Annotated in this window: 17 protein-coding genes; 3 read left to right on the top strand and 14 right to left on the bottom strand. The window is 71.2% G+C overall.

Annotated features, from left to right (window positions below; translation table 11 throughout):
• Positions 1 to 50: 50 nt before the first annotated feature.
• The 11 genes from ACN26Y_RS14495 to ACN26Y_RS14445 form a co-directional block, all read right to left on the bottom strand.
• Complete coding sequence (locus ACN26Y_RS14495) at positions 51 to 1,103, bottom strand: substrate-binding domain-containing protein (protein ID WP_155330785.1); 1,053 nt, start codon at positions 1,101 to 1,103, stop codon at positions 51 to 53.
• Between the two features lie 94 nt (positions 1,104 to 1,197).
• Complete coding sequence (locus ACN26Y_RS14490; protein WP_155330784.1) at positions 1,198 to 2,319, bottom strand: ABC transporter permease; 1,122 nt, start codon at positions 2,317 to 2,319, stop codon at positions 1,198 to 1,200.
• A complete protein-coding gene (locus ACN26Y_RS14485) occupies positions 2,316 to 3,827 on the bottom strand; it encodes a sugar ABC transporter ATP-binding protein (RefSeq protein WP_422734934.1) in 1,512 nt (503 codons plus the stop codon). Before ACN26Y_RS14485 ends, ACN26Y_RS14490 begins: the two co-directional genes overlap by 4 nt.
• A 119-nt stretch (positions 3,828 to 3,946) precedes the next feature.
• Complete coding sequence (locus ACN26Y_RS14480) at positions 3,947 to 5,125, bottom strand: ROK family protein (RefSeq protein WP_155330782.1); 1,179 nt, start codon at positions 5,123 to 5,125, stop codon at positions 3,947 to 3,949.
• Between the two features lie 369 nt (positions 5,126 to 5,494).
• Positions 5,495 to 6,511: a YihY/virulence factor BrkB family protein gene (locus ACN26Y_RS14475; RefSeq protein ID WP_155330781.1), complete on the bottom strand. Its 1,017-nt coding sequence runs from the start codon at positions 6,509 to 6,511 to the stop codon at positions 5,495 to 5,497.
• Positions 6,512 to 6,579: 68 nt separating this feature from the next.
• Positions 6,580 to 7,389, bottom strand: coding sequence for an ABC transporter permease (locus ACN26Y_RS14470; protein ID WP_155330780.1), 810 nt, complete (start codon positions 7,387 to 7,389; stop codon positions 6,580 to 6,582).
• A gap of 11 nt (positions 7,390 to 7,400) precedes the next feature.
• Positions 7,401 to 8,201 (bottom strand): ABC transporter permease, encoded by an 801-nt coding sequence (locus ACN26Y_RS14465; protein WP_422734933.1) that lies wholly within the window; start codon positions 8,199 to 8,201, stop codon positions 7,401 to 7,403.
• Between the two features lie 237 nt (positions 8,202 to 8,438).
• Positions 8,439 to 9,218 carry a dienelactone hydrolase family protein gene (locus ACN26Y_RS14460; RefSeq protein WP_422734814.1) on the bottom strand — a complete coding sequence of 260 codons (780 nt, stop codon included), beginning with the start codon at positions 9,216 to 9,218 and terminating at the stop codon, positions 8,439 to 8,441.
• A gap of 149 nt (positions 9,219 to 9,367) precedes the next feature.
• Positions 9,368 to 9,553: a DUF397 domain-containing protein gene (locus ACN26Y_RS14455; RefSeq protein ID WP_422734813.1), complete on the bottom strand. Its 186-nt coding sequence runs from the start codon at positions 9,551 to 9,553 to the stop codon at positions 9,368 to 9,370.
• Positions 9,544 to 9,951: a DUF5753 domain-containing protein gene (locus tag ACN26Y_RS14450; RefSeq protein WP_422734812.1), complete on the bottom strand. Its 408-nt coding sequence runs from the start codon at positions 9,949 to 9,951 to the stop codon at positions 9,544 to 9,546. The genes ACN26Y_RS14455 and ACN26Y_RS14450 overlap by 10 nt, the downstream gene beginning before the upstream one ends.
• Positions 9,840 to 10,334, bottom strand: a complete 495-nt coding sequence (locus tag ACN26Y_RS14445) for a Scr1 family TA system antitoxin-like transcriptional regulator (RefSeq protein WP_422734811.1) — start codon at positions 10,332 to 10,334, stop codon at positions 9,840 to 9,842. Before ACN26Y_RS14445 ends, ACN26Y_RS14450 begins: the two co-directional genes overlap by 112 nt.
• A gap of 432 nt (positions 10,335 to 10,766) precedes the next feature.
• Between ACN26Y_RS14445 and ACN26Y_RS14440 the strand changes: the two genes are divergently transcribed.
• The 3 genes from ACN26Y_RS14440 to ACN26Y_RS14430 are packed head-to-tail and all read left to right on the top strand — an operon-like array spanning position 10,767 to position 11,708.
• The gene (locus ACN26Y_RS14440) at positions 10,767 to 11,036 is read left to right on the top strand and encodes a flavin reductase (protein WP_422734810.1); all 270 of its coding nucleotides are present in this window, start codon (positions 10,767 to 10,769) and stop codon (positions 11,034 to 11,036) included.
• Positions 11,037 to 11,058: 22 nt separating this feature from the next.
• Complete coding sequence (locus ACN26Y_RS14435) at positions 11,059 to 11,370, top strand: PadR family transcriptional regulator (protein WP_422734809.1); 312 nt, start codon at positions 11,059 to 11,061, stop codon at positions 11,368 to 11,370.
• Entirely contained in the window at positions 11,370 to 11,708 is a 339-nt protein-coding gene (locus tag ACN26Y_RS14430) for a hypothetical protein (RefSeq protein ID WP_422734808.1), read from the top strand. The genes ACN26Y_RS14435 and ACN26Y_RS14430 overlap by 1 nt, the downstream gene beginning before the upstream one ends.
• Positions 11,709 to 11,807: 99 nt before the next feature.
• Here ACN26Y_RS14430 and ACN26Y_RS14425 read toward each other — a convergent pair whose 3' ends face one another.
• The 3 genes from ACN26Y_RS14425 to ACN26Y_RS14415 all read right to left on the bottom strand — a co-directional run bounded on the left by ACN26Y_RS14425 (position 11,808) and on the right by ACN26Y_RS14415 (position 13,915).
• Positions 11,808 to 12,740, bottom strand: coding sequence for an ABC transporter ATP-binding protein (locus ACN26Y_RS14425; RefSeq protein ID WP_422734806.1), 933 nt, complete (start codon positions 12,738 to 12,740; stop codon positions 11,808 to 11,810).
• A 150-nt stretch (positions 12,741 to 12,890) separates the two neighbouring features.
• Positions 12,891 to 13,334, bottom strand: a complete 444-nt coding sequence (locus ACN26Y_RS14420) for a GNAT family N-acetyltransferase (RefSeq protein ID WP_155330771.1) — start codon at positions 13,332 to 13,334, stop codon at positions 12,891 to 12,893.
• A 44-nt stretch (positions 13,335 to 13,378) separates the two neighbouring features.
• A complete protein-coding gene (locus ACN26Y_RS14415; RefSeq protein WP_422734805.1) occupies positions 13,379 to 13,915 on the bottom strand; it encodes a hypothetical protein in 537 nt (178 codons plus the stop codon).
• Positions 13,916 to 13,942: the final 27 nt, after the last annotated feature.

The following is a 13,942-nucleotide window of genomic DNA, read 5'->3' as shown; positions in this document are numbered from 1 at the left end:
GACCCGCAGTTGCTTGTCTGTCGTGGACAAGGTGGGTCTCCCCCCGTGTGTCAGAACCCGAGCTTCAGGTAGTTGCTCGCGTTCTCCTTCGTGATCGTCTCGGAGGCGAGGATGATCTCCTTGGGCACCTGGAGCTCCACCAGGTCGGACATGCCCTTGCCCTGCCCGATGAGACGGGCCAGGGAGATGGCCGAGGAGGCCATCGAGGGGCTGTAGGTGACGGTGGCCTTCAGCACGGTGTTGTCGGCCTGGATGTCCTCGATGGCCTTCTTCGAGCCGGCGCCGCCGACCATGAAGAACTCGCTGCGGTTGGCCTGCTTGATCGCGGCCAGTACGCCGATGCCCTGGTCGTCGTCGTGGTTCCAGAGGGCGTCCATCTTCGGCAGGGCCTGGAGGAGCTGGGCGGCCTCCTGCTGGCCCGTGTCGGCGGTGAACCGGGCCGCGCGGCGGTTCTGGACCTTGAAGCCGGCCTGGGCCAGCGTGTCCGCGAAGCCCTTCGACCGCTCCTGGGTCAGCTCCAGCTCGTCCATGCCGGCGATCTCACCGATCACCGGGGCGGTGACGTTCTTGGCCTTGAGCTGGGCGATGATGTACGTGGCGGCGGCCACGCCCATGCCGTAGTTGTCGCCCTTGATCTGCAGCCGGTACGCCTTGGCGTCCGGGAACGCCCGGTCCAGGTTGACCACCGGGATGCCGGCCTGCATCGCCTCCAGGCCGAACGCGTTGAGTTCCTTGCCGTCGTGCGGCAGCAGCACGATCACGTCCGGCTTCTGCGAGATCAGCGTGGACAGCGCTGCCCGCTGGGCCGCCGCGTCCGCGCCGGCCTCGACCGTCTTGAACTCCACGTCGGAGTACGCGCCGGCCTGCGCCTTGGCGTTGTTGGTGATGGCGGCGATCCAGCCGTGGTCGGCGGCGGGGGCGGAGAAGCCGATGACGACGCGCTTGCCCGGCTCGTTGTTGCCGCCGGGTGCCGCCGCCTTGGTCTGCGCCTCGGTCGGCTGGGCCTCGTTGCTGGTGCAGCCGGCGAGCAGGACGCCGGCGCCGACAGCGGCCCCGCCGAAGAGCAGCCGGCGGCGCGACAGGTCGCGGCTGTGCTGGGTCATGACGACCTCCTGGTTTGCGGTGGTGGAGGGAATTTGGGGTGTGCGAGGTCCGGCCACCGTCGTCGAGTTCGGGTGGCCCAGGTGCGTGTGTCGATCAGGTGGTGGTGAGCCGGTTCCGGTTGAGGAACTGGGTGAGGCTGCGGAACTGGACCTGCTGGACCAGGACGGCCGCGACGATGATGCCGCCCTTGACCATGTTCTGGGCCTCCGTGGAGAGGCCGTTGATGGCGAAGAGGTTGGTGATGGTGGCGAAGATGACCACCCCGAGCAGGGAGCCGATGATGGTGCCCCGCCCGCCGCTGAGCAGCGTGCCGCCGATGATCGCGGCGGCGATCGCGTCCAACTCGTAGAGGTTGGCCATCGCCGCCTGCGCCGAGTTGGCCTGGGCGGTCAGCATGATGGCCGCGATGCCGCAGCAGAGGCCGGACAGCGCGTACAGCAGCAGGGTGTGCCGCTTGACGTCGATGCCGGCCAGCCGGGCCGCTTCCGGGTTGCCGCCGACCGCGACGGTCCGCCGGCCGAACGTGGTGCGGTTGAGCAGCACCCAGCCGGCGGCGACCACCGCGGCGAGGATGTAGACCAGCAGCGGGATCCCGAGCAGGTTCGTGCTGGCGATGCCGTTGATGAAGGTGTTGTCGGACACCTGGGTCTGTTTGTCGGAGATCTCCGCGGCGAGGCCCCGGGCGGCGACCAGCATCGCCAGGGTCGCGATGAACGGGACCAGCCGCCCGTACGAGATGAGCAGGCCGTTCACCACTCCCACCGCGAGCCCGACGGTGAGTGCGCTGAAGATCATGCCCCCGGCTCCGTAGCTCTGCGTGGCGAGCGTGGTGCACCAGACCCCGGCGAGCGCGACGATCGCGCCGACGGAGAGGTCGATGCCGCCACCGATGATCACGAACGTCATGCCGACCGTGACCACGCCGACCACCGACGCGAGCTTGAGGATGCTGAGCATGTTGGCCCAGACCCAGTCCGGGTCGGAGTAGAGGTCGGAGCGGGTGGCCGCGCCGATGATGATCAGCACGACCAGAACCCCCACCAGGGCGAGGTTGCGTCGGGCGCCCTCGCCCCCCTCGCCGTGCCACCAGGAGAGCCGGCCGCCGGTCTTCTCGCTGGCCAGGGCCGTCTCCGCCGGATCCACGGGCGGCGACTGCGCCGGCAGCCCCGTTCCGCGCTCCGGCGCGGCGGTGGAGGTGGGCGTGGAATCGCTCATGCCGGTGCGCCTTCCATCAGGGACCCCGCCATGACGAGGTCGAGCACGGTGTTCTCGTCGAGTTCGGTGGCCGGCGCCTCGCGGACGACCCGGCCCTCCCGCATGACCAGCACGCGGTCGGCGAGGCCGAGCACCTCGGGCACCTCGCTGGACACCAGCAGCACCCCGACGCCGCGGGCGGCCAGGGCACGGATCACCTGGTACAGCTCGGCCCGCGCGCCGACGTCCACGCCCCGGGTCGGCTCGTCGAGCAGCAGCAGCTTCGTGTCGCCGAGCAGCCACCGCCCGACCACGACCTTCTGCTGGTTGCCGCCGGAGAGCGTCCGCACCGGCCGCCGGACGTCGCGGGGCCGCAGGTCGAGGCTCTCCGCGATCCGGTCCGCCTCGGCCCGCTCCCGCGCGGCGTCGGTGAAACCCGCCCGGGAGTACCGGCCGAAGGTGGCGAGCGTGACGTTGCGGTAGATCGGCTCGCCCAGCAGCAGCGCCTGGCTCTTGCGCTCCTCGGGCGCCATGCCGAGGCCGGCGCGTACGGCGGACCTGACGCTGCCCGGGCGGAGCGCCCGGCCGGCGACCCGCACGGTGCCGGCGTCGGCCCGGCGGGCGCCGTAGATGGTCTCCAGCAGCTCGGACCGGCCGGAGCCGACCAGCCCGGCGATGCCGACGATCTCGCCGGCCCGGACGCCGAGCGAGACGTCGGCGAACTCGCCCGCCCGGGTCAGCCGGTCGACGCGGAGCAGGTCGTCGCCGGCCGGCGCCGCGGCGGGCCGGTCCGGGAAGACGTACTCGATGGTCCGGCCGGTCATCTTCGAGACCAGGTCGCGGGTCGGGGTGTCGCGGGCCGGCAGGTTCGCCGCGGTGGTCCGGCCGTCCTTGAGTACGGTGACCCGGTCGCCGATCTCGCGGATCTCCTCCAGCCGGTGGGAGATGTAGATGACGGCGATGCCCTGCGCGGTCAGCTCGCGGATGATCCGGAAGAGGTTGCCGACCTCGTCGTGGGCGAGCACGGCGCTCGGCTCGTCCATGATGATCAGTCGGGCCTCGTGGGACAGCGCGCGGGCCATGCTGACGACCTGTTTGCCGGCGGCCGGCAGCGACCGGACCATCCGGTTCGGCGGGATCTCGGCGTGCCCGAGCCGGCCGAGGATCTGGCGGGTCCGGCGGGCCATCTGACCGCGTCGGACGAAGCCGAGGCGGCGCGGCTCGTGGCCCAGGAAGGCGTTCTCCGCCACCGACAGGTCCTCGACCAGGTCCAGTTCCTGGTAGATGGTGGCGATGCCGGCACGCATGGCGGCCTGCGGGTTGGTGAACGTGACCGGCTCGCCGCGCCACTCGACGGTCCCCGAGTCCGGGCGGTGCACCCCCGCGAGGACCTTGATCAGGGTGGACTTGCCGGCGCCGTTCTGCCCGAGCAGGCAGTGCACCTCCCCGGCGCGGACCTCCAACTGCACGCCGTCGAGGGCGCGTACGCCCGGGAAGGTCTTCACCACGTCGGTGAGGCGCAGGACCACCTCGCCGGCGACGGTGCCGGCGGGCGCTTCGACCAGCGGGGCATCGGTCACGACGGCCTCCTCGGTTGGGTCACTGGTGCCGGCACCCGGCGTCGCTGCCGGCCGGTCCTTCGCCCCCCTCATGACGCCTCCAGGAAGGCCAGGTCGCTGGCGAGGACCGCGGCGCCCGTGACGCCGGCCCGCGATCCCAGCTCGGACAGGACGACCGGGAGGTTGCCGGTGGCCAGCGGCAGCGACCGGCGGTACACCACGCTGCGGATCTCGGCGAGCAGGATGTGGCCGAGTTGCGCCAGCCCACCGCCGATCACGATCATCGACGGGTTGGTGAAGCTGACCAGCCCGGCCAGGACCCCACCGACCCGCCGGCCGCCGTCGCGGATGAGCTGGATGCAGGTGACGTCGCCCTCGACGGCGCCCTCGGCGACGTCCACGGCGGTGACGGCGCCCCGGGCGGCGAGCCGTTCGGCGAGGGCCGGTGACGCGCCGCTGCGCGCGGCCGCCGCCGCGTCCTTGGCCAGGGCCGCGCCGCTGAACAGCGCCTCCAGGCAGCCGACGTTGCCGCAGGAGCACATCGGACCGTGGGAGTCGACCTGGATGTGGCCGATGTCCCCGGCGCAGCCGTCGGTGCCCCGGTAGACCTCGCCGCTGAGGTAGATCCCGCACCCGATCCCGGTGCCGATCTTGACGAACAGGAAGTCGTCGACCGAGTGGGCCACCCCGCCGTGCCGCTCCCCGATCGCCATGATGTTGACGTCGTTGTCGACCACCGCCGGGCAGCCGTGCTCCCGGGTGAGCAGCTCCCGCACCGGGAAGCGGTCCCAGCCCGGCATGATCGGGGGTGAGACCGGGACGCCGTCGCGGAAGCTCACCGGCCCTGGCACACCGACGCCGACCGCGTCGAGCCGCTCGTACGCCCCGTCCACGCGCGCCTTGTGCAGCAGCTCGTTGACCCGCTGGAGCGTCACCTTGGGACCGTTGCGGATGTCGGCCGGCTCCGCGTACGCGGCCACCGGCTCCAGCCGGCCGTTGACCACCTCGACGTCGATCGAGCTGGCGCCCAGGTCGACGGCGGCGAAGCGCAGGTGCGGGCTCAGCTCGACGAGGGTGGAGCGCCGGCCGCCCCGGGAGGCCGCGAGGCCGGCCTCGGCGACGTAGCCGAGGCCGACGAGGCGCTCCAGCTCGGCCAGCAGCCTCGGGCGCGGCATCTGGAGGCGGTCCGCCAGCTCGGCCCGGGACACCGCCCCCTCGTCCCGGAGCAGCCGCAGCAGTCGCACGTGCAGGGGATCGACGGTCCGCACGGGACTCACCTCTTCGTCGGTGTCGTTCACATCGGTGCAATGTCGATGTGTCGTGTCCGACACAGTAGGAGCCTTCCGCGCCGCCTGTCCAGAGCTTCAGCCATTTTGTTTCCAACTTCTGTCCATACGAACAAAAGCTATAAGTGGATCAAGAAAAGATCCCCCTTCCCGCCTGGGCGATCCTGGGCCTCCCACCCGCGACGAGAGAGCGTGGCGGCAACTTCGGGGAAAGTGCTGCCTCCCGAGGCCCGGAGGCAGCACTTCCCCCGAAGTTGCGACCTGCCACCCTCACGGGGGTGCCCGTGGTGGCGGACACGGGAACGCCCCGCCGTCCGGGCGGACGGCGGGGCGTGGCAGCGGCGGGTCGGCTCAGCGCCGGCCGGCGTTGCGCTTCTTGCGGAGCTTGCGGTCGTCCCGCAACTCGACGTACGGCTCCTCGTCGGCCGAGTGGCCCGCCGAGATGGCGCGGCTGCGCTCCAGTTCCGCGTCGAACTCGGCGCCGAGCAGGATGGCGATGTTGCTGAGCCACAGCCAGATCAGGAAGATGATCACACCGGCGAGCGCGCCGTACGTCTTGTTGTACGAGCCGAAGTTGCTGACGTAGAGCGCGAAGAGACCGGAGATCACCAGCCAGATCACCACGGCCAGCACGCCACCCGGGCTGACCCAGCGGAAGCCGCCGTGCCGCGCGTTGGGTGAGGCCCAGTAGAGGATCGCGAACATCAGGCTGACCAGCACCAGCAGCACCGGCCACTTGGCGATGTTCCAGACCGTCACCGCCGTGTCACCGAGCCCCACCGCGTTCCCCACCGCCTCGGCGAGACCGCCGGTGAACACCACGATCAGGGCGCTGGCCAGCAGCAGTACGCCGATCACCGCGGTCACGCCGACCCGGATCGGCAGGGTCTGCCAGATCGGCCGGCCCTCCGGCACGTCGTAGATGGTGTTCGACGCCCGCATGAACGCGGCGATGTAGCCGGAGGCCGACCAGAACGCGGCCAGCAGACCGACGATCGCGCCGATGCTCGCCAGCCCGCCGCTTCCCTGGGCCTGTCGGATCGCGGCGTCGATGATGTCCTGGATGTTCTGCTGCGGCACCGCCTGGTTGACGGTTTCCCGCACCCCCTCGGTGGCCCGAGGCCCGAGCAGGCCGAGGAGCGAGATCAGCACCAGGAGGCCGGGGAAGATGGACAGGACCCCGTAGTAGGTGAGCGCCGCCGCCCAGTCGATCAGGCTGTCGTCCTGGAACTCGCGGACGGTGCGCTTCAGCGCCGCCTTCCAGCCGGCGCCGGGGAGCTCCGTCGGGCTCTGCGGCCCGTCGTCCGGGCCGACCGGCCGGTCCCGGAACTCACGCCCGTTCCGGGCAGAAGACTCATCGGAGGCCATCGCCCCTCCCCCTCACGTCGGCAATGGTGCTCCTCCGACATGCCCCGGCGGCGGCAGGGGTTAACCACCTACCTGTAGAGCAACCTGCCCATCCGGCGCGAAGCGACCAGCAGGCCGAGCGCCAGGACCAGCAGCAGGTAGAGGATGTCGAGCAGCCAGCCCCAGCCCGCCGTGCCGACGGTGACGCCCCGGATCAGGTGCACGGCCCGGTAGAGCGGGGTCACCTCGACCAGCCAGCGCAGCACCGCCGGGTACGCCTCGGCGGGAACGAACGTGCCGGAGAACAGGAACAGGACGAACTGCGCCGAGCCCATCAGGTCGAAGTCCTGCCAGCTGCGCATGAACGTGGAGATCGCCATGCCGAGCGCGCCGAACGCGAACCCGACCAGCACCGCCGCCGGGAAGGCCGCCAGGGCGCGGCTGACGCTGGTCAGGTCCATCACGGCCATCACGGCCAGGAACGCGGCCGAGTACGCGCTGCCCCGCAGCATCGCCCACGCCAACTCGCCGAGGGCGATCTCGAACGGCTGCACCGGGGTGGCGATCACCCCGTCGTACAGCTTCATGTACTTCATCTTGCCGAAGAAGTTGAACGTGGTCTCCGCGAGCGCACCCGTCATCGCCGACGAGGCGAGCATGGCCGGCGCGACGAACGCCGCGTACGTGACGACCGCGCCACCGGGCAGGGTGAGGTCGCCGACCAGCGCGCCCACGCCGACGCCGATCGAGAGCAGGTAGAGCAGCGGCTCGACGAAACCGGAGACCAGCAGCAGCCAGTAGACGGACTTGAGGGCCGCGACGTTGCGCTCGGTCACCGAGGCCGACCGCCGCGAGGCGGCGGAGACGTCGACCAGCCGGGGCAGGACCAGACCTACCATGACACCCCTTCCTAGACGACGAGCTTGCGGCCGAAGGTGCGGCGGGCCAGCAGCCAGCCGCCGACCGCCCAGGCGGTCAGGTAGAGCAGGTGGCCGAGGACCGACCACTGCGGAGCGACGCCGAGGGTCGCCGCCCGGCTCAGGTCGACGGCGTGCCACAGTGGCGTCGCGTACGCGAGCCAGCGCAGCCCCAGCGGCAGCGACTCGACCGGGAAGAACACCCCGGCGAAGAGCGTCATCGGGATCACCGCGAACCGGAACAGCATCGCCAGCCAACTGTCCGTGTCGACCGCCGCCGCGTACGCGAACGTGGGTGCCGCGACCGCCAGGCCGAGCAGCGCCGCCACCGGCAGCGCCAGCACCGCCCACGGCGACCGGAGCGCCCCCAGCAGCCCGGTCACCAGGAGGAACGCCACGATCGAGGTGAGCACCCGGAACAGCACGAACGCCAGGTGACCGGCGAGGATGTCACCGACCCGCAGCGGCGCCGCGCTCTGCGCCGAGTAGAGCTTGACCCACTGGAAGTTGCTGAACACCGGCCAGGTCGACTCGCCGATCGCCACCTGCATCGCCGTCGAGGCGAGCAGGCCACCGACGATCCACTCCAGGTAGGAGACGCCGCCGACGCCCTGGTCGATGTACGCCCCGACGCCCACCCCGAACCCGAGCACGGTCAGCGCGGGCAGCAGGAACGACGAGAACACGCCCGCCCGCCAGGTGCGCCGGTAACCCACCAGGTAGTGCGCGAGCACCGCCAGCGCCGGCACCCGCGGCAGGGGCGGTCGAGCCTGCTCCCGCGCCTGTTGCGCCACACTCACGCGACCACCCCGCCTCGCTCCCCGTCCACCACGGCCTTCCTACCGCAGGGGTATGACAGGCCGCCGGTCACCCTACGGCGGCCCCGCCGCCCTGTCGCCCCGTTTTGTGAGGTGGGGCGCCATCAGGGGTGCCGCCCGCCTGTCACGGTGGTGCAGAGCAGCACCAGTGCCGCGACAGACCCCGCGACGTGTGGCAGACCAGGTGCCGCTTTGTGCTGGCAGCGGATCAAATCACGGAGCCGAAGCGGGCAGATGTTCAAGGAAATGAAGGACCTGATTCCAGGCGCCGCTGCAAGCCTCCTCGTGTTCGGCGAAGGAGCGGTCGAAGAACGAGTGCGGGGCGTTCGGGTAGGTAATCAACTGGTGGCGTACTCCTGCCCGGCCGAGAGCGGCGTCGAACTCCTCGATCTCCTCGGCGGGGATAGCGGGGTCATCGCCGCCGAACAGACCGAGCAGCGGGACGCCGATGCTGCTTGCCCGCTCGGCAGGCCTGGGCAGCCGGCCGGGGCTGAGCTTGCCGTAGAAGCCGACCACCGCGTCGAGGCCGAGGCCACGGTTTGTCCCGGCCAGGAAAGCGTGGGTGCCGCCGAAACAGAACCCGACCGCCACTGCCGGCCGGGCACCGATCCGCCGGCGAAGCACGGCAACCGCGGCCGAAATGTCACTCTGCACCTGCTCGAGAGTGGTGGCAGAAAGGTGGGGTTGGAAATCGAAGTCTTCACCGCGCGGCGCGAGACCAGCGGTGCGGGCGAAGTAGTCCACCACGATCGCATCGTGACCTGCCTGGGCGAAGCGTTCGGCGAGTCGTTCGTAGAACGGGTAGAGGCCGCGCACATCGGGCAGGATGACCACGCCCTGCCCAGCTTGAGGCGCTTGGGCCAGCGCTGCGGACACCGGGGTCCCGTCAGCAGAGATCAACTCGAAACGTTGAGCTCGCGGGGAGTCGCCCGCGGTTACCCGGACACGCTCTTGAGGTAGTTCCGGCGGACAGGCATCGACCGCAAAACACATCATCGACTCCTAGCACAGAGGACAGTGCACAAACCAAAGGTGCGACGGTGGAGGAGGCACGACAGCCCTCACAGCCTTCGGCCGCTCGGACCCGGAAAGCCGCTTCACCACCCCCTGAAGGGCGGCGCACTGCGGCTTACTTCTGGTAGCTACCGGGCGACGCGTGCGACAAACGCCCGCCAGGCGGCGGGCTCGAAGGTCAGGGCGGGCCCGCTCGGGTCCTTGGAGTCGCGCACGGCGACCAGGCCGGGCAGGTTGTCGGCGACCTCCACGCAGTTGCCGCCTTGGCCGTTACTGCGGGTGCTCTTGCGCCACCGGGCGCCGGTCAGGTCCATGTCTCCGCCACTTCCGCCATCAGGTCGAGGGACTGCTGCTGCGATAGTGCCTCACCCCGGATCGACTCCCAAACCTCGACCATCTGCCGCACGTAGTCGGCCCGGTCGATGACCTGCCCGTGGAGCTGCCCCTCTACGTAGACGACGTCTTCTCCACCCGGCAAGGTCGCGATCACGAAGGGGCCGCCGAGCCCAGCGTAGGCCCCCGCGGAGAGCGGCACGACCTGGATTCGGACCCGGGGCAGCGCGGAGCCGAGCTTCACCAGGTGTAGCAACTGCTCGCGCATCACCTCCGGTCCGCTGATCCGGCGGCGCAGCACGTACTCGTCGATGACCACGCTGAGCAGCGGCGGCCGGTCGCGAGTGAGCACGCCCTGGCGGTCCAGCCGGGTCGCCACCTGCTGCTCGATCTCGTCCGGCGCGCGAACAGCCCGCCGCCAGCATGAATGGCGCGGGCATATGCCTCGGTCTGCAACAGGCCCGGCACATAGAGCGGCTCGAACGAGCGCAGCGCCGTCGCCTCCTGCTCGATGCCGGCCCAGTCGCGAAACCACGGCACCACGGTCTCCCGGCTGATCCGCTTCTGGATGCGCTCGAACCGCCCGTCCGCCCCGAACACCGTATCGCACCGGCGGGCGAAGTCCAGACTCGGCCGGCGCTCGCAGGTCTCCACCTTGGCCACCAGCGCGCCCGAGTAGCTCAGCGCCTCGGCCAGCGCGGTCTGGGACATGCCGCTGACGGCCCGGGCGAGCCGCAACTCTTCCGCGAAGTGGTCCAACATGGACGAACGGTCCACGGACAACCTCCGTACATCCTCGTACCGCCCGGGCTCGGCCCGGATACGCGCTGGGCGTCGGCGCGCGGGACCTCCCACCGTAGTCGCGTCGCCAACAGACTGTCACGCAGCGGAACCGCTCACGGGATCGGACGGCGGGCGGAACCAGGCCGGGAGCGCCCCGGCCCGACAGCTCCGGGGCGCTCCCTCCCACCTCGACGGAGGCTCACCCGTGCGATTCCGACTGTGGCGCCGCCCGCGCCCGACACCACCCGCCCCACTGCCCCGGCGTACCCGGAACGAACTTCCGACGTGGGCGACCGCCCCGACGGAGGCCTTCCCGACGAATGGTCCGGGACGCCCGGGGCGGCTGACCCGCGCGCAGGAGTGGCGGGCGAACGGGGGCCACTGGTCGTGTGACCCGGAGGGCCCGCGCTGATGCCGCGTTACCGCCCGCACGTCGCGGCGCGACCGTCCTGGCGGTGCCGGGTGTGCGGCGCGGCATGGCCGTGCTCGCCGGCCCGGCTGGCGTTGCTCGGTGAGTACCGCGAGAACCGGACCAGCCTGCTCGTATACCTCGGCACGCTCATGGCCGAAGCCACGGCCGACCTGAACGGCCAGGTCTCGCCGGCGGGGCTGGCCGATCGCTTCCTCACCTGGGCCCGGGCTCGGGGTAACGACGGCGGCGGAATGCGTGGACACGCTTAATCTACATAGGTAGGGTAAGGGCATGGAGCCGCTCGGACGGATCGGTGGTGCCACCGTCGACGTGCTGCGCGTCCTGCTCGACGGGGAGCGACCACGCTGGGGCCTGGAGATCATCAAGTTGACCGGGCGTCCGTCCGGCAGCGTCTACCCGCTCTTGGATCGCCTGGAACGGCACGGCTGGGTCACGTCCTCCTGGGAGGAGACGGATCGGCGCGGACCCCGGCGACGCATGTACGAGCTGACCGCCGACGGTGCCCGGGAAGGGCAGCGAGTATGCGCCCGGGCGGCCGCGCGGACGAGCCCGGTCCGGTCCCCCCGACCACGGGAGGCCTGATGGATCAGCTGACCGTCGCACTCGCGCTGGCCCGCTGCGCGGCGGCACTGCTGCCCGCGCCACACCGCGCCCGCTACCGCGAACAGTGGCGGGCCGACGTGCAGGGGGCAGCCGAACTCGGCCTGTCGTCCCTGCGCCTCGCGGCGGGAGCCGCTGTCGCCGCCGCCCGCATCACCGTCGTCAACCGGAAGGGGTCATTCGCCATGCAACCCATCGGACCGCTCGCCCTCGCCCTCCGCCTCGTCGGCGGTCCCGGTGCCCGTCGCCGCGCCGCGACCCTGGCCGCGCTGTTCGGTGTCGCCCTGCTGGCCGGCCTCGGACTGCTCCTCACCGGCTGACAGCCTGCAATTACTCCACGCCGAGCCGTCTGGGACGGGAGTGTTAGGAAGGGCCCCCTGTACAACGCCAGGCGTTAACAAGGGGCCCTACCTCACACCTCAGTCGACCAGCGTGCGGCCGGTGAGGTGGAGGAAGACATCTTCCAGGCTGCTGCGCCGGACCAGCACGTTGACCGGGTGCAGGCCGAGCGCGGCGACCTCGGCCACCGCCGCGTCGCCGTCGGCGACGTAGAGCAGGATCCGGTCGGGCAGCACCTCGACCCGCTCCCCCAGCCCGTCGAGCTTGCCGGCGAACGCCTCCTGGGACTCCGCCGGGAAGCGCAGCTCGACCACCTCCCGGGTGGAGTGCTGCTCGATGAGCGCGCGGGGCGACCCCTCGGCGACGATCCGCCCGCCGTCCATGACGACCAGGCGGTCGCAGAGCTGCTCGGCCTCGTCCATGTAGTGCGTGGTCAGCACCAGCGTGACGCCCTGCTGCTTGAGCCGGAACAGCCGCTCCCACACCAGGTGACGGGCCTGTGGGTCGAGGCCGGTGGTCGGCTCGTCCAGCAGCACGATCTCCGGCTCGTTGACCAGCGCCCGGGCGATGGTGAGCCGCCGCTTCATGCCGCCGGAGAGCGGCTCGACCTTGCTGTCGGCCCGCTCGGCGAGCTGCACGAAGTCGAGCAGCTCACCGGCGCGCGCCCGGGCCACCCGGCGCGGGATGCCGAAGTAGCGCGCGTAGGTGGTCAGGTTTTCCCGGACGGTCAGCTCGGGGTCGAGGTTGTCGAGCTGCGGGCAGACGCCGAGGCGGGCCCGGATCGCCGGCCCGTCGCGCACCGGATCCATGCCGAGGATGCGCAGCTCCCCGCCGCTGGGCGGGGAGATGCAGCCGACCATCCGCATGGTCGAGGACTTGCCCGCGCCGTTGGGCCCGAGGAAGCCGAACGCCTCGCCGGCGCGGACCTCCACGTCGATGCCGTCGACGGCGGTGAAGTCGCCGAACCGCTTCACCAGCCCCCGTGCCTGGATGAGTGGTTGTGCCGTGGTCACGCACCGACCCTAGCGACCCGGTCCGACACTCCCCACCGAGTTACCGGCAAACCATGATCGGATACGCCACACCGACCCGACACGCCGAGCCACATGCCGCTCCCGCGTATTCGATCGTGCGTCCCGGCTCCGACGGTGAGGGTGCCGTTGTCAGAAGCTGATCTGATACACGATGAAGCCTCGATTCAGTGCAACCTCGTCGTACAGTCGGCGCGCCGTGGCGTTGGACTCGTGGGTGGTCCAGTAGACCCGGCTGCAGTCCCGGGCGCGCGCCCACTCGACGACCGCCGCGATGAGGGCACGTGCCACGCCCTGGCCACGAGCGTCCGGTGCCGTGAACAGGTCCTGGAGGTAGCACCAGTCTCGACCGGGTGGTGCCGCGGTGTTGGCGTGCGCAAGGAAGTGGGTGATGCCGACGAGGCGGCCATCGATCTTCGCGCCGAGGGCGTGCACTCTGGTGTCGTCGGCGAAGGCTGCCCAGGCGCGATCGATCTCCTCGGCGGTCAGGGAACGCTCGTAGAAGTCAAGATAGCCGCGGAAATGCTCTTCCCAGTGGATGCGGTCGCGCTGGTCGAGCTTGCCGACTGTGATCATGCCTGATCCTATGGGCCAGAGCCCGGGGGCGGCGCCCCGTCCGGTCAGGCGTCCCGGGGCGTCGTCGCGGCCCGGGCGGCGGCGACCAGGCGGTCGGTCTCGGCCAGCACCTCCGGGTCGTCGGCCGGGGTGCGGGGCTCGAAGCGGACCGTCCAGGTCAGACCGTCGACTCCGGGCACCCGGCGGGCGGCGATCCGGCCCGCTCCGCCGGGCACCGGGTGGGCCTCGGTGTACGCCACCGACTTGGTGACCCTGGTCCGGACCTGGTGCGGCAGGTCCCCGGGGTCGAGCAGCAGGTACGTCTCGGCGGGACAGTCGGCGACCACCAGGTAGCCGTCGCGTTCGGCGACGCGTTCGGCGGGGGTGACGGTCAGCTCCCGGCCGGACCAGACCGCCTTGAGGATGTCGTGCCACCCGAGGCGGTGCCCCCGGCCCGGCAGCCAGAGCCCGAGGTTGGTGGCGACCAGCACCCCGTCGCCCTCCCCGTTGCCGGCGGCGGCCCAGGCCAGCACGCGCTCGTCGGGGCCGAGCGGCGGACGGTCGGCCGGCGGCAGCTTCGGCCGGCGACGGAACAGTGCCATCTAACGCCCTCCTGCGGAGAGTGCCAC

Source organism: Micromonospora sp. WMMD558, assembly GCF_049315255.1.
Classification (GTDB): domain Bacteria; phylum Actinomycetota; class Actinomycetes; order Mycobacteriales; family Micromonosporaceae; genus Micromonospora.
The sequence above is the reverse complement of the archived record's forward strand: the minus strand, read 5'-3'. Positions and strand labels throughout refer to the sequence as shown.